The sequence below is a fragment of the Xanthomonas protegens genome, from assembly GCF_038442435.1.
GTDB lineage: Bacteria > Pseudomonadota > Gammaproteobacteria > Xanthomonadales > Xanthomonadaceae > Xanthomonas_A > Xanthomonas_A sontii.
Map to the genome: position 1 here is coordinate 66,654 of NZ_JAQJCQ010000004.1, position 21,285 is coordinate 87,938.

Here is a 21,285-nt window from a genome sequence, read left to right on the forward strand (position 1 = left end):
CGGGCGGGACCGTCAGGCTCAGCCGGCGCCGACTGCCGTGCGGGCCAGGCCCAGGAACCGCGCGTGGTCGTAGCGGATGAGCATGGTCGCGTTGTCCGCCAGGCCCAGCTGGCGGTTCCAGTCGACCAGGGTGGCGCCGCGGGTATGCACCCCGGACAGCTCGATCTGCATCGGGCGCGACTGCACTTCCTGGGCGCCGTCGGGTTGCAGCGCCCAGGCCATCGCCAGCGCGTCGGCGGCATACCAGTGCTCGCCGCGCGCGTCCTCCGACCACAGCCGGGTCTTGCGCGAGATCAGCTCGTAGAAGCGCGCCTTCGGCGCATCCACCGCCAGCCACTGCTCGACCTCGCGGTGCGGCAGGCCGTGCGCCACGGTCGCCTCCCAATCCGCCACTTCGATGTGCGGGAACGCCTTGAACACGATGTGCGCGGCTTCCGGGTCGAAGGCGATGTTGAACTCGGCGGCCGGGGTGATGTTGCCGTGGCAGGTGATCGCCCCGCCCATCACCAGGAAGCGGCCGACGCGCTGCGGCAGGGTCGGGTCCAGCTTCAGCGCCAGCGCGATATTGGTCAGCGGCCCCAGCGCGACCAGCAGCAGGCGCCCGGCGTACTGGTGCGACAGGCGCAGGATCGCCAGCGCGGCATGCTCGGCCTCGGCGCCGCGCGCGGCCGGCGGCAGGTCGACGTCGCCGAAACCGTCTTGGCCATGCACGTGCCCCGCGTCCACCGACGGGTGCAGCAGCGGATCGGCGCAGCCGGCGAACACCGGCACGTCCTCGCGCCCGGCCACCTCGCACAGCTTCAGCGCATTGCGCACGGTGTGGCGCAGGCCGACGTTGCCGGCGGCGATGGTCAGCCCGACCACCTCGTGGCGCGGATCGGCGAAGGCCATCAGCAGCGCCAGCGCATCGTCCACGCCGGGGTCGGTATCGATCAACAGGGGAATCTTGTCGCTCATGCGTCGCTTCGCTCGTCCATTCGGCCGCCGAGTCTGGCACTGCGGCGCAGGCATGGGAAGGAGCGGGGATTGGGGATTCGGGATTAGGGATTCGTTAGAAGCGGCCGCTCCTACGAGGAAGACGCGGCGGCGTTGCCTTTGCGAATCCCCGCTTTCAACAGCCGAATGGCTGGTCATCCCAAATGCCGAATCCCCGCCCCATCACGCCCCGGCGAACCGCACCGCCCCACCGACCCAGCGCGCGACGATGCGATCGGCCAGAACCGGCGCCTCCTCCAGCAGCCGGTCGGCCAGGGCGTGCACGCGCGGCAGCAGGCCGGCATCGCGGGCCAGGTCGGCCACGCGGAACGCGGCCAGGCCGGTCTGGCGGGTGCCGAGCAGTTCGCCGGGACCGCGCAGTTCCAGATCCTTCTCGGCGATGACGAAGCCGTCGTTGGTCTGGCGCATGGTTTCCAGGCGCTGCCGCGCCATCGCCGACAGCGGCGCCTGGTACATCAGCACGCAGCTCGACGCCGCCGCGCCGCGCCCGACCCGCCCGCGCAACTGGTGCAACTGCGCCAGGCCCAGACGTTCGGCGTTCTCGATGATCATCAGCGAAGCGTTGGGCACGTCCACGCCGACCTCGATGACCGTGGTGGCGACCAGCAGGTCGATCTCGCCCTGCTTGAACGCGCGCATCGCCGCCTGCTTCTCCGCCGGCTTCATGCGTCCGTGGACCAGGCCCACGCGCAGTTCCGGCAACTGTGCCGACAGCGCCTCGAAGGTGGCCTGCGCGGCGCTGGCCTCGAGCCGGTTGCCGGCACCGCCCTGCGCGGATTTTTCGTTGTCCTCGGCCTCTTCGATCAGGGTGCAGACCCAGTAGGCCTGGCGACCTTCGGCGCAGGCCACGCGGATGCGCTGCACCAGCTCGGGACGGCGCTCGGCGTTGAGCACGATGGTCTGCACCGGGGTGCGGCCCGGCGGCAGTTCGTCGATCGAGGAGACGTCCAGATCGGCATAGGCGGCCATCGCCAGGGTGCGCGGGATCGGCGTGGCGGTCATCACCAGTTGATGCGGCACGCCTGCGCCGGAAGCGCCCTTGTCACGCAATGCCAGCCGCTGGTGCACGCCGAAGCGGTGCTGCTCGTCGACGATGGCCAGGGCCAGGTCGTGGAAGCGCACCGCCTCCTGCATCAGCGCATGCGTGCCGACCACCACCTGCGCCTCGCCCGAGGCGATCTGCGCCAGGGTCGTGCTGCGCGCCTTGCCGGTGACCTTGCCGGCCAGCCAGGCCACGCGCACGCCCAGCGGCTCCAGCCACCCACGCAGGTTGGCCAGATGCTGTTCGGCAAGCAGTTCGGTGGGCGCCGCCAGCGCCGCCTGCTTGCGCTTGTCCACCGCCAGCATCGCCGCCAGCGCGGCGACCACGGTCTTGCCGCTGCCGACGTCGCCCTGCACCAGCCGCAGCATCGGCGCCGGCCGCTCCAGGTCTGCGCGGATCTGCGCGAACACGCGTTGCTGTGCACCGGTGAGTTTGAACGGCAGCGACTGCTGCAGGCGCTTGGCCAGCAGCCCGCGGCCGCGCAGCGACGGCGCCGGCTGGGATTGCATGGCGATGCGCTGGCGCCGCAGGCTCAGGTGATGCGCGAGCAGTTCCTCCAGCGCCAGTCGCTGCTGCGCCGGATGCAGGCCGGCGGCGAGCGCGGCCAGGTCGGCCTGCGGCGGCGGCCGGTGCGCGACCAGCAACGCACTGCGCAGCGACGGCAGGCCGAGCTTGCTCAGCAGCGACGCCGGCAGCAGTTCCAGCGCCGCCTCCTCCGGCAGCCGGTCCAGCGCCTGGCCGATCAGCCGGCGCACAGTCGCCGGGCCGACACCCTCCACCGCCGGGTACACCGGATCCAGGCGATCGCCCAACGCCGCGTCGTCGCCCTCGCCGAGGATCTGGTAGCTGGGATGCACGAACTCCAGCCCGTGCTGACCAGGCTTGGGCGTGCCGAAGGCGCGCAAGCGCGCGCCGACCGCGAACTGCGCCGCCTGCGCGGCACGGAACTGGAAGAAGCGCAACACCAGGGTGCCGCGCGAGTCGTCGGCCACCGCCACGCGCAGCATCGGCCGGTAGCGGAAGCCGCGATCCACCGCCTGCACCCGCCCCTCGACCTGCGCCGGCACGCCCGGCTGCAGCGCCGCCACCGTGGTCAGGCGGGTGCGGTCCTCATAGCGCAGCGGCAGGTGCAGCCACAGGTCCTGCAGGGTGGACAGGCCGCGCGCGGCGAATTTCTCCGCCAGCTTGGGACCGACGCCGGGCAGCGTGGTCAGCGGCACCTCGCCTGCCGCCGACAGCGCCGGCGCCGGAACCTGCACGCGCGGCACGGCGGGGGATCAGTCCAGCACCATCACCGCGTCCACTTCGAAGCCCGCGCCCTTGGGCAGCGCCGAGACCTCGATGGTGGAACGCGCGGGGAACGGCGCCTGGAAGTAGTCCTGCATCACCGCATTGACCTGCGCGAACTGCGCCAGATCGGTGAGGTACAGCCCCAGGCGCACGATGCGGTCCAGCGAACCGCCGGCCGCCTCGGCCACCGCCTGCAGGTTGTCGAACGCGCGGCGCGCCTGCGCGGCGATGTCGCCGGCGACGATCTCGCCGGTGGCCGGATCCAGCGGGATCTGCCCGGAGAAGTACACGGTGTTGCCGGCACGCACGGCCTGCGAATACGGGCCGATCGCGGCCGGGGCACGGTCGGTATGGATGATCTGGCGGGACATGGCGACTCCGTTGGAAGAATGTCCGCCTAGTTTAGCTGGCGTGCGCGGCTGGGGATTGGGGATTGGGGATTGGGGATTGGGGAATCGGGAATCGGGAATCGGGAATCGGCAACAGCGTGCCCGCCAGGCATGCCGACCATGCGCTTCGCCCGCTTTTCGTGGGAGCGGCTTTAGCCGCGATGCTTTATCGGTAAGGCGTCGCGGCTAAAGCCGCTCCTACGACGTCAGGACCAGACCCGCTCCGAATCCCCAATCCCGACTCCCCAATCCCAGCACCACCTACTGGCGGCGCACGCTCTGCACCGCATGCAGGCGCCGCAGCCGACGCATCACTTCGGCCAGGTGGTTGCGGTCGCGCACCTGGATGTTGAAGCGCAGCACCGCGGCGTTGAAGTCGCGGTCCAGGTAGTCGACGCGCTCGATGTTGGACTGGCTCTGCGCGATCGCCGCAGCCAGTTGCGCGAGCACGCCGGTGCGGTTCTCCACGTCCACCACCAGCGCGGTGTCGTAGTCGCCGATGACGCTGCTGTCCCAGCCGATCGGCACCCAGCGCTCCGGCGACTTGCGCAGTTCGGCCAGGTTCGGGCAGTCCAGCCGATGCACCACGATGCCCTTGCCGGCGGTGTGGTAGCCCATGATCTCGTCGCCGGGAATCGGCTGGCAGCAGTTGGCGAAGCTGACCACGCCGCGCTCGGTGCCGTTGATCAGGATCTTTTCCTGCGAGTGCTTGGAATGGCCGCCGCCGCGCAGTTCGGCATACGCCATCAGCGCCTGCGCGGCCTGATTGGGCATCCAGTTGCCCAGCGCCACGTCGGCTAGCAACGCTTCCAGGCGCGGATAGCGGTGCTCGCTGAGGAACGAATCCAGGCGCCCCTTGGGCAGCCGCTCCAGCGAGCTGTCCATCGCCTCCAGCGCGCGATCGAGCATGCGGTGGCCGAGCTGCACCGCGTCCTCGTGTTCGAGCTGCTTGAGCTGATGGCGGATCGCGGTGCGCGCCTTGCTGCTGACCACGAACTCCAGCCACTGCGGCTTGGGCGTGGCCGAGCGCGCAGTGATCACTTCCACCGTCTGTCCGCTGACCAGCTTGGTGCGCAGCGGCACCAGCTTCTTGTCCACGCGCGAGGCCACCGCGCGGTTGCCGACGTCGGTGTGCACCGCATAGGCGAAGTCCAGCGCGGTAGAGTTGCGTGGCAACGCCAGGATCTTGCCCTTGGGCGTGAACAGGTAGACCTCGTCCGGGAACAGATCGACCTTGACGTTGTCCAGGAACTCCAGCGAGGAGCCGGCGGCGCGCTGCGATTCGATCAGCTCGACGATCCACGCATGCGCGCGGCTCTGCGCGCTGTTGGGCGAATCGCCGCCGAACTTGTAGGTCCAGTGCGCGGCGACGCCGCGCTCGGCGATCAGGTCCATTTCCTCGGTGCGGATCTGCACCTCGATCGGCGAGCCGTAGGGCCCGAACAGCACCGTGTGCAACGACTGGTAGCCGTTGGCCTTGGGAATGGCGATGAAGTCGCGGAAGCGCGCATCCAGCGGCTTGAAGGTGGCATGCACCGCGCCCAGCGCGTGGTAGCAGTCGGGCACGCCGCGCACCACCAGGCGGAAGCCGAACACATCCATCACCTGGTCGAAGGATTTGTTCTCGTCGCGCATCTTGTTGTAGATGCTCCACGGCGTCTTGATCCGGCTCACCAGCCGGTGCTCCAGCCCCTCCTTGGCCAGACGCTGCGACAACTGCACTTCCACCTGCGCCATCGACTCGCGGCGCACCACCGGCTGGCTGCGGATGTGCTTTTCGATGATCGCGTGCCGCCACGGATGCAGCGCGCGGAAGCCGAGGTTCTGCAGCTCGGACTTCATCAGGCTCATGCCCAGGCGCTGAGCGATCGGCGCGTAGATCTCCAGGGTCTCGCGGGCGATGCGGCTGCGCGCCTCGGCGCTCTGCGCGCCCAGCGTGCGCATGTTGTGCAGGCGGTCGGCGAGCTTGATCATGATCACGCGCAGGTCGCGCGACATCGCCAGCAGCATCTTGCGGAAGCTCTCGGCGGCCGCTTCCTGGCGGTCGCGGAACTTGAGCTTGTCCAGCTTGGTGACGCCGTCGACCAGCTCCGCCACCGCCTCGCCGAACTCGGCGGCCAGCTCGGCGCGGGTCAGCGGGGTGTCTTCGATGGTGTCGTGCAGGATCGCGGCGATCAGCGCTTCCACGTCCAGGCCGAGCTCGGCCAGTACGCCGGCTACGGCCACCGGATGGGTGATGTAGGGCTCGCCGGACTTGCGGGTCTGCCCCGCGTGCGCGGCCGCACCGACCTCCCAGGCACGGCGCAGCAGCGGGATCTGCTCGGCGGGCAGATAGCTGGCGCTGCGTTCGAGCTGCAGGACGTAGTCGGGGACCGCCTCGTCGGCCGACGATGGCGCGGCGTGGGCGACCTGGGCAGAAGGGCCTGGGTTCATGCGGAAAGACTATGCCAGCGGCGCGTGGACGGCAAACCCGCAAAACGAAACAGCCCGCGGATGCGGGCTGTTCGCAGGACGATCGCGACGCGGGGACGCGATCAGTCGTCGTTCTTGGACATGTCCTCGTCGGCGACGACCTCGGCCGCGGCCCATTCCAGGGCTTCGCGCTCGGCGCGCTCGCGTTCGGCCTTCTCGACCTCGTCGATCAGCGCGTTGTCGATCTTGCGCGCGGCGATCTCGCGCAGCGCCAGCACGGTCGGCTTGTCGGCCGACTCGGTGTTGTCGAGGGTGGCCTGCACGCCGTTGGCGAGCTGGCGAGCGCGCTTGGACGCCATCATGACCAGTTCGAAACGGTTGTTAACGACTTCCAGGCAATCTTCTACGGTGATGCGGGCCATGCGGGCTCCCGGCGGGCCGGCGGCGGCCACGCGTTCGAATGAGGGAAAGGGCGGGGATTGTAGGGCGGCAACCGCCCGAGATCAACCCCACCCCATTCAGTTCCCTTTGGAATCAGCCAGTTGGCTGTTCCTGCAGGAGGGTGTCGATCAACGCGGCATGGCGCTGCTGCTGCTGCGGCCGGCGCAGGCGGCTGGCGACGAAGATCGCGCACATCTCGTCCACCGCGGTGTCGAAATGCTCGTTGACGATCACGTAGTCGAAGTCGGCGTAATGCGACATCTCCTCGCGCGCGGCGGCCAGCCGCTGCGCGATCACCGCCTCGCTGTCCTGGCCGCGCTTGCGCATGCGCTGCTCCAGGGCCTCGCGCGACGGCGGCAGGATGAACACGCTGACCGCGTCCGGCACCTTGGCCCGCACCTGGCGCGCGCCCTGCCAGTCGATCTCCAGCAGCACGTCGTGGCCGGCGGCCAGCTGCGGCTCCACCGACTGCCGCGCGGTGCCCTTCCAGTCGCCGTGCACGCGGGCGTACTCGAAGAAGTCGCCGGCATCGATCATCTCCTGGAACGCGTCGGCGGAGACGAAATGGTAGTGCTCGGCATGGCGTTCGCCCGGGCGCGGCGCGCGCGAGGTGAACGAGATCGACAGCGCGATCTGCGGGTCGCGCGCCAGGGTGGCGTTGACGATGCTGCTCTTGCCGGCGCCGGACGGGGCCGCCACGATGTAGAGAGTGCCGCGCATAGGATCAGGGATTCGGGAGTGAGGAGTCGGGATTCGCGAACGAAGCCGCGGGCCAACACCCACGGGGTCGATATGCTACCCGGTATTGGGCCCGGCCCGGCCAACGCCGGGATCTGCCGTACCAATCCCTAATCTCGAATCCCGCCATCCCGGCTACTCGAGGTTCTGCACCTGCTCGCGGATCTGGTCGATCAGCACCTTCAGTTCCACCGCGGCGTTGGAAGTGCGGCTGTCCACCGACTTCGAGCCCAGGGTATTGGCCTCGCGGTTGAACTCCTGCAGCAGGAAGTCCAGGCGCCGGCCGGCCGGTTCCGGCTGGCGCAGGACGCGGCGCAGTTCCTTGATGTGGCTGCCGAGCCGGTCCAGTTCCTCGTCCACATCGAGCTTCTGCAGCCACAGCACCAGTTCCTGCTCGGCGCGGCCGGGATCGACCGGATGCGGCAGGTCGGCCAGGCGCGCCGCCAGCTTGGCGCGCTGACCGTCGCGGATGGCGGGGATCAGCGTCCGCACCTCGCCGGCGATGCGTTCCACCGCATCGACCCGCTCGACGATGGCCGCGGCCAGCTTGCCGCCCTCGCGCTCGCGCGCGGCGACGAACTCGGCCAGCACCTCGTCCAGCAGTTCCAGCGCCTGCGCCTGCAGCGCCGCCGGATCGGCCGTCTGCCCCTGCAGCACGCCGGGCAGCTGCAGCAGGTCGACGAACTGCACCTGCATCTGCGGGAAACGCACCCCCAGCCGTTGCGCAAGCACACCCAGTTGCTCGACCAGGGCCTCGTTCACCGCCAGGGTCTGCGCTGCCTCCGGCGCGCGCAGGCGCAGCATCAGGTCGAGCTTGCCGCGGCTGATCCGCGCCGCCACGCGTTCGCGCAGTTGCGGCTCCAGCGCGCGCAGTTCCTCCGGCAGGCGCACGCCGACTTCCAGGAAACGATGGTTGACCGAGCGCAGCTCGCATCCCAGCGTGCCCCAGGGAGTGATGCGCTCGGCGCCGGCATAGGCGGTCATGCTGCGGATCATGCGGTGTTCCGGTGCGGACAGGGGGCGAATGTTAACCTAGCGCCCTTTCCTGCCTCACCGACGCGGTCACAGGCCGCGCACGGCCCCGCCCTTCCCGGAACCCCTGCATGTCCTTCTCCCGTCCCAGCGGCCGCACGGCCGATCAGTTGCGCCCGGTCCGCATCGAACGCGCCTTCACCCGCCATGCCGAAGGCTCGGTCCTGGTCAGCTTCGGCGACACCCGCGTGCTGTGCAACGCCAGCGTCGAGAACCGCGTGCCGGGCTTTTTGCGCGGTAAGGGCGAAGGCTGGGTGACCGCCGAGTACGGCATGCTGCCGCGCGCCACCCATTCGCGCTCCGATCGCGAAGCCGCACGCGGCAAGCAGGGCGGACGCACGCTGGAGATCCAGCGCCTGATCGGCCGCGCGCTGCGCGCCTGCGTCGACCGCACGGCGCTGGGCGAGCGCACCATCACCCTGGACTGCGACGTGCTGCAGGCCGACGGCGGCACCCGCACCGCCGCCATCACCGGCGCCTACGTGGCCCTGGTGGATGCGGTGAACTGGCTGCAGAAGCGCGGCGACCTGAAGAAGCCGGTGGTGCTGGGCGCGGTCGCCGCGGTCTCGGTGGGCGTGTACCGCGGCGTGCCGGTGCTGGACCTGGACTACGCCGAGGACAGCGACTGCGATACCGACATGAACGTGGTGATGAACGATGGCGGCGGCTTCATCGAGCTGCAGGGCACCGCGGAGGGCCACGCCTTCCGCCGCGACGAACTGGACGCGCTGCTCGGCCTGGCCGAGCGCGGCATCGGCGAGCTGCTGGCGGCACAGCGCGCCGCCCTGGCGCAATGAACCGGCGCCTGGCCCTGGTCACCCTGGTGGTGGCCGACTACGACGAGGCCATCGCCTGGTACACCGGCAAGCTGGGCTTCCAGTTGCTGGAAGACGTGGACCAGGGCCACAAGCGCTGGGTCGTGGTCGGCCCCGGCGATGCGCGCGGCGCGGCGCTGCTGCTGGCGCGCGCCAGCGACGACGCACAGCGCAGCCGCATCGGCGACCAGACCGGCGGCCGGGTCGGCTTCTTCCTGCACACCGACGACTTCCAGCGCGACCATGCGGCGATGCTGGCCGCCGGCGTGGAATTCCTGGAAGCCCCGCGTCACGAACCCTACGCCACGGTCGCGGTGTTCCGCGATCTGTACGGCAACACCTGGGATCTCCTGGAGCCCATCGCATGAAACTGGTCCTGGCCAGCAGCAACGCCGGCAAGCTCGAAGAACTGCACGCCTTGCTCGACGACGTCGGGGTCGAGTTGATCGCGCAATCCACGCTCGGCGTCAGCGATGCCGACGAGACCGGCCTGACCTTCGTCGAGAACGCGCTGCTCAAGGCGCGCCACGCCGCCCGCGTCACCGGCCTGCCGGCGCTGGCCGACGACTCCGGCATCTGCGTGGACGCACTGCACGGCGCGCCGGGGTTGTACTCGGCGCGCTACGCCGGCGAACACGGCAATGCGCAGGCCAACATCGACAAGCTGCTGGACGCGCTGCGCGATGTCCCCGATGCGCAGCGCGGCGCGCATTTCTACTGCGTGCTGGTGCTGCTGCGGCATGCCGAGGATCCGCAGCCGCTGCTGGTGGAAGGCCGCTGGCGCGGCCGCATCGCGCATGCGCGTGCCGGCACCGGCGGGCATGGTTACGACCCGGTGTTCCGGGATCCGGACCACGGCCAGACCGCCGCCGAGATGCCGCTGGCGCTGAAGAACCGCATCAGCCATCGCGCCCTCGCCCTGCAGCAGCTCAAACAGCGCCTGGCGGACCATCTTGCGGCGCATCCCGCCGAGTGACCGCGCCACGCGCAGGCACCGGGCCGGTCCAGGCACCGCGGCGAGCGCAGACTACCCGGCGTCGCTGCGCCAAGCCCTGAGCCTCCAGCGCCCGCACCGCCCGCATCTCCGTTTCCAGATTCCCGCCCGCCATGCCGCACGCCAACGACCATTGCCAGCATCCGCCCGGCACCGCCTGCCCGGATCCGTCCGCGCACGCCGACACCCCGGCGCTGGTGCCGCCACCGCTGTCGCTCTACGTGCACCTGCCGTGGTGCGTGCGCAAATGCCCGTACTGCGATTTCAATTCGCACGCGGCCAAGGGCGCGCTGCCGTTCGACGCCTACGTGGATGCGCTGATCCGCGACCTGGACCAGGACCTGCCGCTGATCTGGGGCCGCGTGGTCAACAGCGTGTTCTTCGGCGGCGGCACACCCAGTCTGTTCCCGCCCGAGGCGATCGACCGCTTCCTGCAGGCGGCCAGCGCCCGGCTGCGCTTCGCGCCGGGCCTGGAGATCACGCTGGAGACCAACCCCGGCACCGCCGAGCATGGCCGCTTCGATCGCTACCTGGCGGCCGGGGTCAATCGCCTCAGCTTCGGCATCCAGAGCTTCGACGACGCGGCCCTGCAGCGGCTCGGCCGCATCCACGACGGCGCCGAGGCCGAGCGCGCGGTGAAGCTGGCGCAGGACGCCGGCTATGCCAATTTCAACCTGGACCTGATGTACGCGCTGCCGCAGCAGACCCTGGCCGAGGCCGAGCGCGACATCGCGCGGGCGCTGGCGCTGCAGCCGACCCACATGAGCCACTACCAGCTCACCCTGGAGCCGAACACCGTGTTCGCCGCGCGGCCGCCGCAGGGCATTCCCGAGGACGACGACGCCTGGGACATGCAGGAGCGCTGCCAGGCGCTGCTGGCCGAGGCCGGCTTCGCGCAGTACGAAGTCAGCGCCTATGCGCGCGCCGGCTACCGCTGCGCGCACAACCTCAACTACTGGACCTTCGGCGACTATCTCGGCATCGGTGCCGGCGCCCACGGCAAGATCAGCTCCGGCGCCGAGCAGAACATCCTGCGCCGCTGGAAGCACAAGCACCCGCAGGCGTTCCTGGACGCGGCGGGGACGCCGGCGGCGATCGGCGGCGACGAATGGATCGCGCCGGAGCGGCGCCCGTTCGAGTACATGCTCAACGCACTGCGCCTCAACGACGGCTTCGCGCTGCGCGACTTCAGCGCGCGCACCGGCCTGCCGCTGCAGGCGATCGCCCCGGCCCTGGCCACCGCACAGGCCCGCGACTGGCTGCGGGTGGACGCCGGCCACGCAGTCCCGACCGAGCTGGGACGGCGGTTCACCAACGACGTGATCGCCCTGTTCCTGCCCTGAGCCGCGCCGCCCGCCTTGGTTGCGGCGGCGGATCGTGCTACATACCGCGCAGAAAAGTATAACGGCGATCACAGGATGCCCCTGTCTGCGACCATGTCGGCCCCGCCAGCGACGCTTGCCAGCGCCGCCCTGCCGGCGCGCGTGCGCGACATCCTGCAGGCCTTGAACGGCTTGCTGTGGCAGGCCCTGGAGCTGCCGCTGCAGGCGACCCTGGACGAGCTGGAGCAGGACCTGCTCGAGCAGGCCGGGCGCGCCCGCAATGGCCAGGTGCAACAGGACCTGTTCCAGGAGGCGCAACGCCTGCGCGCGCAGCGCGGGCGCCTGGCGCCGTTCTACCAGGCGCAGCTGGAAGCCGGGCTGGCCGGGATCCGTAGCCCCGCCGCAGCGGCCGCCGCGCCGCGCACAGCCAAGGCGGGTGCCGCGCAGATGCTGACCCTGGTCGCCGACGTGGATATCGACCGCGACATCGTGCTGCACGAGATCGCCCGCCGCGAGGCGATCCGCTGCAATATCCCGCTGCAATTGCTCGGCCAGCGCTTCGGCGTGCTGGCGGCGCGGCCCGCCTTCGAGATCGAGCAGTTGCCGCTGGGACCGCACGCGCTGTGCCGGCTGCTGCGCACCGCCGGCGAAGCGTTGGCCCTGGGCCTGGACACGCAATTGGCGCTGTATCGCGCCTTCGAACGGCAGGTGCTGGCGCGCTACGGCGAGATCGTGGAACGGGCCAATGTCCTGCTGACCCACGCCGGGGTGCTGCCCGGCCTGATCTATCTGCCCTACGTGGCGCGCAGCACCAGCGTCGACCCGAGCGCGCGCCGCGCGGCGCGCATGCCCGGCGCCGCGGCGCCGCCCCCTGCCGGCAGCGCCCCCCGCGGGAACGCCAGCGCTCCTGGTCAATCCGCGCCCGCCATGGGCGTGCCGCCGATGCCTGCCGCGACGGCGCCGCTGCCGCCGGCGGGCGCGGCGGCCGGCACCGCGGAACCAGCCGCCAGCGGCCCGGACCTGGCCACCCTGCGCCAATTGCTGACCGCGGCGCGCGCCAAGGCCGCGCCCGCCGCGGCGGCGCCCACTACTGAGACCGCAGGTGCCGCCACGCTTCCGGCGCGGCCGGCGAGCGCCACTGGTGCGGCCCCGGTCCCGACCGCCAGCCTGCTGGAAGCCCTGGGCGAACTGCAGGCGCAACCACCGGCCCACAGCACCCTGGGCGGGCTGCGCGGACGCCGCCACCTGCGCGACGTGCAGACCGCCCTGCTGCAGGCACTGCGCGCCACCCACGGCGCGCAGGCGACCCTGGCAGCGCAGCAGGCCGACACCTTCGACCTGCTCGGCCTGCTGTACGGCGAGATCGAGCGCGAGGTACGCCCGGACGCGCCGGCCGCGGCGCTGCTGGAACGCCTGCAGGTGCCGCTGGTGCGCGCCGCGCTGCAGGATCCGGCGTTCTTCGCGCGCAGCCGGCACCCGGCGCGCGAACTGCTCAATGCCGTCGCCGAATCCGGCGCGACCTGGCTGGGCGAAGAGGACAGCGATCCGACGCTGCTGCTCAAGCTCAACCAGGCCGTGGACCGCGTGATCGAGGAGTACGAAGGCGACGAGACCGTCTTCGAACAGGCCCACCAGGAGATCCAGGCGCAGCAGCGCAGCCTGGCGCACAAGGCCGAGATCGCCGAGCGCCGGCACGTCGAGGCCGCGCGCGGCAAGGAACGGCTGGAGCTGGCCAAGCAGACCGCGACCGCCACCCTGGAGGCGCTGTGCAGCGCCCGGCAACCGCCGGGTTTCGTGCAGACCCTGCTGCAGCAGGCCTGGTCCGACGTGCTGGTGCTGACCCTGCTGCGTCAGGGCGAGGACTCGGAGACCTGGCGCGAGCGCATCGGCCTGGCCGAGCGCATCGCCGAGGTCACCTGCCGCAGCGAGGGCGCCTCCGATGCCGTCCTGGCCGAGCGCGTGGGCCAGGCGCTGCTGCAGGTGGGCTACCACCAGCAGGAAGCCGAGGCCATCGCCCGTCGCCTGTCTACGCCCGGCGGCACCGACGCCACCACCTCGCGCACCGAACTCAGCGTGCGGCTGAAGGCGCGCACCCGCCTCGGCGAGCAGGGCGAGGACGGCGAGCGCCCCTCGCTGCCGCCGCGCAACGAGGCCGAACAGGCCGCGTATGCGCGGTTGCGCACGCTGCCGTTCGGCACCTGGTTCGAATTCGTCGTCAACCAGCAAGGCGACCTGAAGCGGCAACGCCTGTCCTGGTACAGCCCGATCACCGAGCGTGCGTTGTTCGTCAACCAGCGCGGGCAGAAGGCCGCCGAACACACGCTCGACGGATTGGCGCGGCTGCTGGCGCAGGCACAGGCGCGCATCGTCAGCGAGGACCGCGCCCGCCTGATCGACCGCGCCTGGCAGGCCGCGGTGCGCGCGCTGCGCACCCTGGCCGGCGTTCCCGCCGCCGACGATGCCATGGAGGGCGCATGAGCGCAGACGCTCGCCGATCGCCGCGCCTGCAGGTTCCGGACATGGTGCCGGTGCTGGACCTGATGGAAGACGCCGTGGTCGGCCGCCTTGGCAACGTCTCCGAACACGGCATGCTGTTGCTCGCCTCGGCGCCGCTGCACGAGGACGCGCTGTACCAGTTGCGCTTCGCGATGCCGCACGCCGACCGCGACGTGCAGATCGATATCGGCGCGCACCTGTTGTGGAGCGAACCCTCGCACGCACCGGGCCAGGCCTGGGCCGGCTTCCGCTTCCTGACCATTTCCCCTGCGCATCGCGACCTGTTGCGGCAGTGGATCAACGCTGCCAGCGGCGGCTAGCGCTGCCAATCCCGCAGGAGCGGCTTCAGGGCCTCTCTAACGAACACGTCGTGGCCCTCGTAGGAGCGGCTTCAGCCGCGACGGGCGTTACCGGGAGTGCCCGTCGCGGCTGAAGCCGCTCCTACGGCAGCGATCAACATCCGGCGCGCGCCCCGACCAAAAAGAAGGCCATGAGGGATCGCAAAGGCTGCCGTGACACCGCGTGCCCTGCGCACCACGTCCGCACGCCCGCACCGTTTCCGGCACACTTGGCGCCCCCGTTTCCGCATCGCCGAACGAGTCCGCCGCCATGCCCCAGCAAGATCCAAGCGCCCTGTATCCCGACCACCTGCGCACCCTGACCCGACGCGCCGACGAAGCGCTGGCGCGCGGCGGCTTCGATCACCTGGTGGTTCCCAGCGGCACCCTGCACTACCAGGTGTTCGACGATCGCGACTATCCGTTCGCGGTGAACCCGCAGTTCAAGGCCTGGCTGCCGCTGACGCGGGTGCCGCACAGTTGGCTGGTGTACACGCCGGGGCGCCGCCCGCAGGTGATCTTCCACCAGCCGCGCGACTACTGGCACGTGGTGCCGGATGCGCCCAGCGGCTGGTGGGTGGAACACTGCGATATCCACCTGATCCGCACCCCGGACGAGGCGCTGGCGCTGCTGCCGGATGCCGCGCGCAGCGCGATCCTCGGCGAGCCGCAGAGCGCGCTGGGCGCCTACGTGCCGAACAACCCGGCGGCCGTGCTGGAGTACCTGGAATACCATCGCGCCTACAAGACACCGTACGAGCTGGCGCTGATGCGCCAGGCGCAACACTCGGCGGTGCGCGGCCATCGCGCCGCCGAGGCCGCGTTCCGCGACGGCCGCAGCGAGTTCGAGATCCACATGGCCTACTGCGCGGCCGTCGGCCAGGACGCGAACGAACTGCCGTACGGCAACATCGTGGCATTGAACGAGCACGGCGCCGTGCTGCACTACACCGAACTGCAGCGGCAGGCGCCGACGCCACTGCGCAGCTTCCTGATCGACGCCGGCGCCTCGGCGCACGGCTACGCCAGCGACATCACCCGCACCTACGCCGCCGATCCCGGCAGCGAGTTCCAGGCGCTGATCGACGCGGTGGACGCCGCGCAGCAGCGCATGGGCCAGCAGGTGCGCGCCGGCGTCGACTACCGGCAATTGCACCTGGATGCGCACCTGGCGCTGATGGGCGTACTGAAGGACGCCGGCGTGCTCACCGTGTCGCCGGAAACCGCCGTGGCCACCGGCGTCAGCGCCGCGTTCTTCCCGCACGGCCTGGGCCACCCGATCGGCCTGCAGGTGCACGACGTCGCCGGCTTCGCCGCCAGCGACCGCGGCGGCCGCATCGAACGCCCCGACGGCCACCCCTACCTGCGCATGACCCGCACCCTGGAACCGGGCATGGTGGTGACGATCGAGCCGGGCCTGTACTTCATCGACATGCTGCTCGACGAGCTCAAGCAGGCCGGCCACGGCGGCAGCGTCGACTGGGCGCGCGTGGAGCAGTTCAAGCCCTACGGCGGCATCCGCATCGAGGACGAAGTGGTGTGCACCGAGGACGCACCCGAGAACCTGACGCGGCCGGTGTTTGCGGCGGCCTGACGGCCGCCGCTGGGATTGGGGAATCGGAATTGGGGATTGGCTACAGCGGGCAGCGCCACGCCGGCAAGAAACGCCAGGGATCCGGCTCGTTCTGCGTCTAGGAGGATGGGGCCGCGCGCTGGCCGTCGCGGTTACCTCATCCCTAATCCCGAATCCCCAATCCCGGCTCCCCAGCCATCAAGGCCTCGATCTCCTCGGCGCTGCGCGCCAGAGCATCAGTGAGCACGCGATGGCCATCGTCGGTGATCAGCACGTCGTCCTCGGTGCGGATGCCGATGCCCCGCCACTTCGGATCCACGTCCTTGTCGTCCGGCGACACGTACAGGCCGGGTTCGATGGTGAACACCATGCCCGGCTCGAGCAGGCGCGATTCGCCGGCCAGCCGGTAGTCGCCGACGTCGTGCACGTCCAGGCCCAGCCAGTGCCCGGTCTTGTGCCGGTAGAAGCGCCGGTAGTCGCCGCTGGCTAGGTTCTGCTCCAGGCTGCCCTTGAGCAGGCCCAGCCGCAGCAGGCCTTCGGTCAGGGTCTGCACCGCGGCCAGGTGTCCGGCCTCGTAGGCCACGCCCGGGCGCGCCTGCGCCAGCGCGGCGGCGTGCGCGGCGCCGACCAGGTCGTGCAGGGCGCGTTGTTCGGCGCTGAAGCGGCCGCTGGCCGGGAAGGTGCGGGTGATGTCGGCGGCATAGCCGCGGTATTCGGCGCCCGCGTCGACCAGCACCAGGTCGCCGTCGCGCAGGCGCGCGGCGTTGGCGCGGTAATGCAGCACGCAGGCGTTGTGGCCGCTGCCGACGATGCTGCCGTAGGCCGGCCAGGCGTCGCCGGCGCGGAATTCGCGCTCGATCTCGGCCTGCAGTTGGTATTCGTGCACGCCCGGCCGCGCCAGCCGCATCGCCGCACGATGTCCGGCCACGCTGAGGTCGGCGGCCACCTGCATCAGCGCGATCTCGTCGCGCGACTTGAACAGGCGCTGTTCGTGCAGCAGATGGCCCAGTTCCAGGAACTCGTGCGGCGGCTGCGCGCCGTGCCGCACCTGCTCGCGCACGCGCTTGACCCAGCCGATCAGCTTCAGGTCGAAATCGACGTCGCGGCCGAAGTGGTAATACACCCGCGAGCGGCCTTCCAGCAGCCCGGGCAGGATCTCGTCGAGGTCGTCGATCGGATAGGCATCGTCCATGCCATAGCGCTCGACCGCGCCTTCCTGGCCCGCCCGCGGGCCGTCCCAGGCTTCGCGCTCGGGGTCGCGTTCGCGACAGAACAACAGCGCCTCGCCGTGGCGGCGGCCGGGGACCAGCACCAGCACCGCGTCCGGCTCGGGGAAGCCGCACAGATACCAGAAGTCCGAATCCTGCCGGTACGGATAGTGCGTGTCGTGGCTGCGCACCCGCTCCGGCGCACTGGGCAGCACCAGGATGGCCTGTTCGCCGGCCATGTCCATCAGTTGCCGGCGCCGGCGCGCGTACTCGCCGGAGGAAATCCCGGTGAGCCGCTTCATCAGTTCAGGCGCTGCCGATGGCGCGGGCCGAGCACGCAGTCGCTGTGCAGCAGCAGCACCGCCACGCGCACGAACTCCTCGATCTCGGCCAGTGCGTCCTCGTCCTCGTCGCCACTGTCGAAATCGTCGGCGCTGGCCTGGGCCAGGCGCGCCACGTCCTGCAGCGCTTCCTGCCCTTCCTCGGACAGCGGCGGCGCGGCCCCTGCGGCCAGGCCGAAGCCGCCGAGGAAGCCGCGACACCAGTCGAACAGCGCGTCGGCGCGCTCGGGCAGCGGCGCGCCGGCATCGGCCAGCACCAGGTCGAAACCGAAATCGCGGTCGTTCAGTTGCGCAGTCGTGGCCTCGCGCAGGCGGTCCAGCGCGTCGCCGGGGCGCGGCGCGGCGAGGCTGGCGTCGGCGAGCACGGCCGCCGGCCATGCCGGCAACTCGGCGCCGCCGCCGGCCAGCCAGCCGCACAGGCCGCCGTGCAGTTCGGCCGCCGATGCAGCCAGGCCAAGCGTCCGGCTGGCATCGGCGATCTGGTCGGCAGTGGGAAGTTCGGTCATGGAGCAAGCCTGTCGGGCGCTGGCCGCGGGCCTGTCGAGGCCTGCGGCGGAATCGTGACTGCGCAGTGTAGCAATCGCGTGTGCGCCGCCGCTTGTGGTGGCTTCCGGCACGCGCCTACACTCCACCACCCGTTCTTTGACAGAAGTCACTTTCCGCCATGCCATTGGAGCACGTTGCTGCAGGAGCTGCGGAAAGAACCGGCCTCGCCTTGTTCGGCGAGACCTTGCTGGCCGCATGGCCGCTGGTCGCGCTCGCCGCGCTGGCCGCCGGCGGGGTGGCGGCGCTGTTCGCGCTGCGTTCGCGTCGGCGCCTGCGCGAGCAACTGCAACGGCACGCGCAACTGCAACAACGCGACCAGCACCTGAAGCTGGCGCTGTGGGCCTCGGGCGAACACTTCTGGGATTACGACCTGCAACAGCGCAGGTTGCGGCTGATGCGCGCCGACGAGGCCACGCCGCACGCGCAGGACATCGGCCTGGTGATCCGCGAGAACGAGCCGCTGCGGATCCATCCCGACGACATGCAGCAGGCGCGGCAGGTGCTGCAGGAGCACCTGCAGGGCCTGACCGCGATCTACACCGCCGAGTACCGGGTGGACCTGGCCGGCGACGGGGTCTGGCACTGGGCGCGGGTGCGCGGCCGCGTGGTCGACTACGACGCCAGCGGCGCGCCGCGCCGGCTCGCCGGCACTGCACGCGACATCACCTCGCACCGCCAGGCCGACCTGGAGCGGCGCATCGCCGCCGAAGTGCTGCGCAGCATGGGCGAGGCGGTCGCCGTGCTCGACGAGGACCGCCGCTTCATCTCGGTCAACCCGGCCTTCACCCGCATCACCGGCTACAGCGAGCGCGAGGTACTGGGCCAGCCGATGGCGCTGATCGACCACGCGCCGGAAACGCCGGCGGCCCCGGTGGCCGACCACGGCCGGCACTGGCGTGGCGAGGCCTGGAAGCGGCGCAAGGACGGCCAGGAGATCCTCTGCCACCTGCGCCGCAACACCGTGGTCGACGCCGACGGCCGCCAGAGCTTCCAGGTGGTGGTGCTGGAAGACATCACCGAACAGAAGCGCGCCGAGCAGGAACTGCGCTACCTGGCCAACTACGACACGCTGACCAGCCTGCCCAACCGTGCGCTGCTGTCCGAACGCCTGGCGCGGGCGATCGTGCGGGCGCGGCGCCAGGCCGGCTCGGTCGCGGTGCTGTTCCTGGACCTGGACCGCTTCAAGGACATCAACGATTCGCTCGGCCACGCGGTCGGCGACCGCGTGCTGCGCGCGGTGGCCGAACGCCTGCAGCAGGCGGTGGGGCCGCAGCACACGGTGGCGCGCCTGGCCGGCGACGAGTTCACCGTGGTGGTCGAGGACATCGTCAGCCAGGGCGAGGCCGAGGCGGTGGCCGCCCGCGTGCTGGCCGCGTTCGAAGCGCCGCTGCGGCTGGACGAACGCCGCGAGGTCGCGGTCTCCACCTCCATCGGCATCTCCCTGTTCCCGCAGCACGCGTTGCTGCCGAGCGAGTTGCTCAAGCACGCCGACACCGCGATGTACCAGGCCAAGGCCGCCGGGCGCCGCAACGCGCAGGTGTACTCGGCGCGCATGGACGAGGCCACCCGCCACCGCGCCACCCTGGCCAGCACGCTGCGCAAGATCCCGCTGGATCAGGAACTGAAGCTGGTCTACCAGCCGCGCTACTCGCTGCGCACGCAGCGGGTGGTCGGCGTGGAAGCGCTGCTGCGCTGGCACAGCGCCGATTTCGGGCCGGTCTCGCCGAGCCAGTTCATCCCGTTGGCCGAGGAGACCGGGCTGATCCTGGAGATCGGCGAATGGGTGCTGCGCCAGGCCTGCGGCGCGCTGCGCGACTGGCGGCGGATGGGGCTGACCGACCTGTGCATGTCGGTGAACGTCTCGGCGATCCAGCTCGAGCGCGGCAACCTGCCGGAACTGATGGCCGGGATCCTCGCCGAAACCGGCGTGCCGGCCGCCAACATCGAACTGGAACTGACCGAGAGCGTGGTGATGTCGCAGGTCGGCAAGAACGCCGAACTGCTGCGCGCCTGCCGCAAATTGGGGCTGACCCTGGCCATCGACGACTTCGGCACCGGCTATTCGTCGCTGGCCTATCTGAAGCGGCTGCCGATCAACACCCTGAAGATCGACCAGGAATTCATCGGCGACCTCACCCGCGACCCGGACGACGAGGCGATCACCAGCACCATCATCGCGATGGGCCACTCGCTGGCGCTGAAGGTGGTGGCCGAGGGCGTCGAGGACGCCGGGCAGTTGGCGTTCCTGCGCGCGCACGGCTGCGACGAGATCCAGGGCCACCTGGTGGCGCCGGCGCTGGAGCCGGACGCCTGCCTGCGCCTGCTGCAGCAACCGCTGCGGCTGCCTGCCTGAGCGCCGGCCATGGCGCCGCCGCGCGGCGTCTTGACCGCCCCTCGGGCGCATGCCTATCGTGAGCGCCATGGACAGCCCTGACGCCCTCGCCGAGCTTCGCGCCCTTGCCGCACGCGTGGAAACGCTGGTCGAGCGCTGCCAGCGCCTGTCCGACGAGAACCGCAGCCTGCGCCAGCAGCAGGAACACCTGATCGGCGAGCGCTCGCAGTTGCTGACCAAGAACGAACAGGCGCGTTCGCGCGTGGAAGCGATGATCGCCCGGCTGAAGTCCCTGGAGCAGCACACGTGAGCGAGCCGGTCAGCGTCCGCATCCTCGACCGCGAATACACCGTCGGCGTCGAGGCCGAAGAACGCGACGGCCTGCTCGCCGCCGCGCGCCTGCTCGACGCGAAGATGCGCGAGGTGCGCGGCAGCAACCGCATGGCCGCGGTGGACCGCGTCGCCGTCCTCGCGGCACTGAACCTGGCGCACGAGTTGCAGCAACTGCGCGACGAACAGGCCAAGCACGAACGCGAGATGGTGCGCACACTCGCCGATCTCAATCGGCGCCTGGACAGCGTGGTCGATACGACGCGCTGATCCGCACGTGGCGCCGCGATCATCAACGTGAATTGCAACGTACCGAAGGACCAACGAACGGACTAGCCAAGCGCGATCACGGCGCTATACTCCACTTGCGTTCTCTGCTGTGAACGACAGCGTGTGCAAACATTCGCCTTGTCCCTTAATGACGACCACGGGGTGGCGACGGAATCGGGAGTGCAGGTCCGCCTCGTAGCGGGAAGCCCGATGATTCTCCAGCCATCCCACTTGAACCCCGGGTTCAAGGTCGTTTCGCACGCATCGTCACGGCGGAGAATGCAATTTTTCCAGGAAGCGGCGCCGCAAGGCGCCGTTTCCTTTTGTGCGTCCGCAACGTGCGCCTTCACCACGCCGTCGTCGCCGGCGCATGACGGGCA

General features: G+C 70.6%; 19 protein-coding genes and 1 other RNA gene. 11 read left to right on the top strand and 9 right to left on the bottom strand.

The features are described 5' to 3' along the window. Positions 1-18 precede the first annotated feature (18 nt). The 7 genes from PIQ37_RS06520 to PIQ37_RS06550 form a co-directional block, all read right to left on the bottom strand. The gene (locus PIQ37_RS06520; protein ID WP_342072839.1) at positions 19-957 is read right to left on the bottom strand and encodes a nucleoside hydrolase; all 939 of its coding nucleotides are present in this window, start codon (positions 955-957) and stop codon (positions 19-21) included. A 201-nt stretch (positions 958-1,158) separates the two neighbouring features. Continuing rightward, complete coding sequence (recG, locus tag PIQ37_RS06525) at positions 1,159-3,306, bottom strand: ATP-dependent DNA helicase RecG (protein WP_342072840.1); 2,148 nt, start codon at positions 3,304-3,306, stop codon at positions 1,159-1,161. A gap of 9 nt (positions 3,307-3,315) precedes the next feature. Continuing rightward, positions 3,316-3,699 (bottom strand): RidA family protein, encoded by a 384-nt coding sequence (locus tag PIQ37_RS06530; RefSeq protein WP_010341827.1) that lies wholly within the window; start codon positions 3,697-3,699, stop codon positions 3,316-3,318. 279 nt (positions 3,700-3,978) lie between these two features. After that, on the bottom strand, positions 3,979-6,150 hold the full coding sequence (locus tag PIQ37_RS06535) for a RelA/SpoT family protein (protein WP_048491749.1): 2,172 nt from the start codon (positions 6,148-6,150) through the stop codon (positions 3,979-3,981). 101 nt (positions 6,151-6,251) lie between these two features. Further along, positions 6,252-6,551, bottom strand: coding sequence for a DNA-directed RNA polymerase subunit omega (gene rpoZ / locus PIQ37_RS06540; protein ID WP_010343101.1), 300 nt, complete (start codon positions 6,549-6,551; stop codon positions 6,252-6,254). A gap of 112 nt (positions 6,552-6,663) precedes the next feature. Then, positions 6,664-7,290 (bottom strand): guanylate kinase, encoded by a 627-nt coding sequence (gene gmk / locus PIQ37_RS06545; protein ID WP_342072841.1) that lies wholly within the window; start codon positions 7,288-7,290, stop codon positions 6,664-6,666. A gap of 153 nt (positions 7,291-7,443) precedes the next feature. Further along, positions 7,444-8,304 carry a YicC/YloC family endoribonuclease gene (locus tag PIQ37_RS06550; RefSeq protein ID WP_043094881.1) on the bottom strand — a complete coding sequence of 287 codons (861 nt, stop codon included), beginning with the start codon at positions 8,302-8,304 and terminating at the stop codon, positions 7,444-7,446. A gap of 107 nt (positions 8,305-8,411) precedes the next feature. On the opposite strand from PIQ37_RS06550, the gene rph reads away from it, so the two are divergent. From rph to pepQ, 7 genes are all read left to right on the top strand, one after another. Continuing rightward, positions 8,412-9,137 (top strand): ribonuclease PH, encoded by a 726-nt coding sequence (rph, locus tag PIQ37_RS06555; RefSeq protein WP_010343098.1) that lies wholly within the window; start codon positions 8,412-8,414, stop codon positions 9,135-9,137. Further along, a complete protein-coding gene (locus PIQ37_RS06560; RefSeq protein ID WP_342072842.1) occupies positions 9,134-9,523 on the top strand; it encodes a VOC family protein in 390 nt (129 codons plus the stop codon). The genes rph and PIQ37_RS06560 overlap by 4 nt, the downstream gene beginning before the upstream one ends. Beyond that, positions 9,520-10,131 (top strand): RdgB/HAM1 family non-canonical purine NTP pyrophosphatase, encoded by a 612-nt coding sequence (gene rdgB / locus PIQ37_RS06565; RefSeq protein ID WP_342072843.1) that lies wholly within the window; start codon positions 9,520-9,522, stop codon positions 10,129-10,131. Before PIQ37_RS06560 ends, rdgB begins: the two co-directional genes overlap by 4 nt. Before the next feature lie 131 nt (positions 10,132-10,262). Next, positions 10,263-11,492 carry a radical SAM family heme chaperone HemW gene (hemW, locus tag PIQ37_RS06570; protein WP_342072844.1) on the top strand — a complete coding sequence of 410 codons (1,230 nt, stop codon included), beginning with the start codon at positions 10,263-10,265 and terminating at the stop codon, positions 11,490-11,492. Positions 11,493-11,567: 75 nt separating this feature from the next. Further along, complete coding sequence (locus tag PIQ37_RS06575; RefSeq protein ID WP_342072845.1) at positions 11,568-13,949, top strand: DUF1631 domain-containing protein; 2,382 nt, start codon at positions 11,568-11,570, stop codon at positions 13,947-13,949. Then, positions 13,946-14,287, top strand: a complete 342-nt coding sequence (locus tag PIQ37_RS06580; protein ID WP_342072846.1) for a PilZ domain-containing protein — start codon at positions 13,946-13,948, stop codon at positions 14,285-14,287. The genes PIQ37_RS06575 and PIQ37_RS06580 overlap by 4 nt, the downstream gene beginning before the upstream one ends. 289 nt (positions 14,288-14,576) lie before the next feature. Next, positions 14,577-15,899 (top strand): Xaa-Pro dipeptidase, encoded by a 1,323-nt coding sequence (gene pepQ / locus PIQ37_RS06585; RefSeq protein WP_342072847.1) that lies wholly within the window; start codon positions 14,577-14,579, stop codon positions 15,897-15,899. Between the two features lie 142 nt (positions 15,900-16,041). Here the strand turns inward: pepQ and PIQ37_RS06590 are convergent, their stop codons facing one another. Together PIQ37_RS06590 and PIQ37_RS06595 are read right to left on the bottom strand one after the other, a co-directional pair. Continuing rightward, positions 16,042-17,388, bottom strand: a complete 1,347-nt coding sequence (locus PIQ37_RS06590; RefSeq protein ID WP_342072848.1) for an aminopeptidase P N-terminal domain-containing protein — start codon at positions 17,386-17,388, stop codon at positions 16,042-16,044. After that, complete coding sequence (locus tag PIQ37_RS06595; protein ID WP_043094872.1) at positions 17,388-17,933, bottom strand: YecA/YgfB family protein; 546 nt, start codon at positions 17,931-17,933, stop codon at positions 17,388-17,390. The genes PIQ37_RS06590 and PIQ37_RS06595 overlap by 1 nt, the downstream gene beginning before the upstream one ends. Before the next feature lie 209 nt (positions 17,934-18,142). Between PIQ37_RS06595 and PIQ37_RS06600 the strand changes: the two genes are divergently transcribed. From PIQ37_RS06600 to ssrS, 4 genes are all read left to right on the top strand, one after another. Next, a complete protein-coding gene (locus PIQ37_RS06600; RefSeq protein WP_342072849.1) occupies positions 18,143-20,326 on the top strand; it encodes a putative bifunctional diguanylate cyclase/phosphodiesterase in 2,184 nt (727 codons plus the stop codon). A gap of 67 nt (positions 20,327-20,393) precedes the next feature. Beyond that, entirely contained in the window at positions 20,394-20,615 is a 222-nt protein-coding gene (locus PIQ37_RS06605) for a TIGR02449 family protein (RefSeq protein WP_017910437.1), read from the top strand. Continuing rightward, on the top strand, positions 20,612-20,905 hold the full coding sequence (locus PIQ37_RS06610) for a cell division protein ZapA (RefSeq protein ID WP_342072850.1): 294 nt from the start codon (positions 20,612-20,614) through the stop codon (positions 20,903-20,905). Before PIQ37_RS06605 ends, PIQ37_RS06610 begins: the two co-directional genes overlap by 4 nt. A 98-nt stretch (positions 20,906-21,003) precedes the next feature. After that, positions 21,004-21,188: non-coding RNA, 6S RNA (gene ssrS / locus PIQ37_RS06615), on the top strand. Positions 21,189-21,285: the final 97 nt, after the last annotated feature.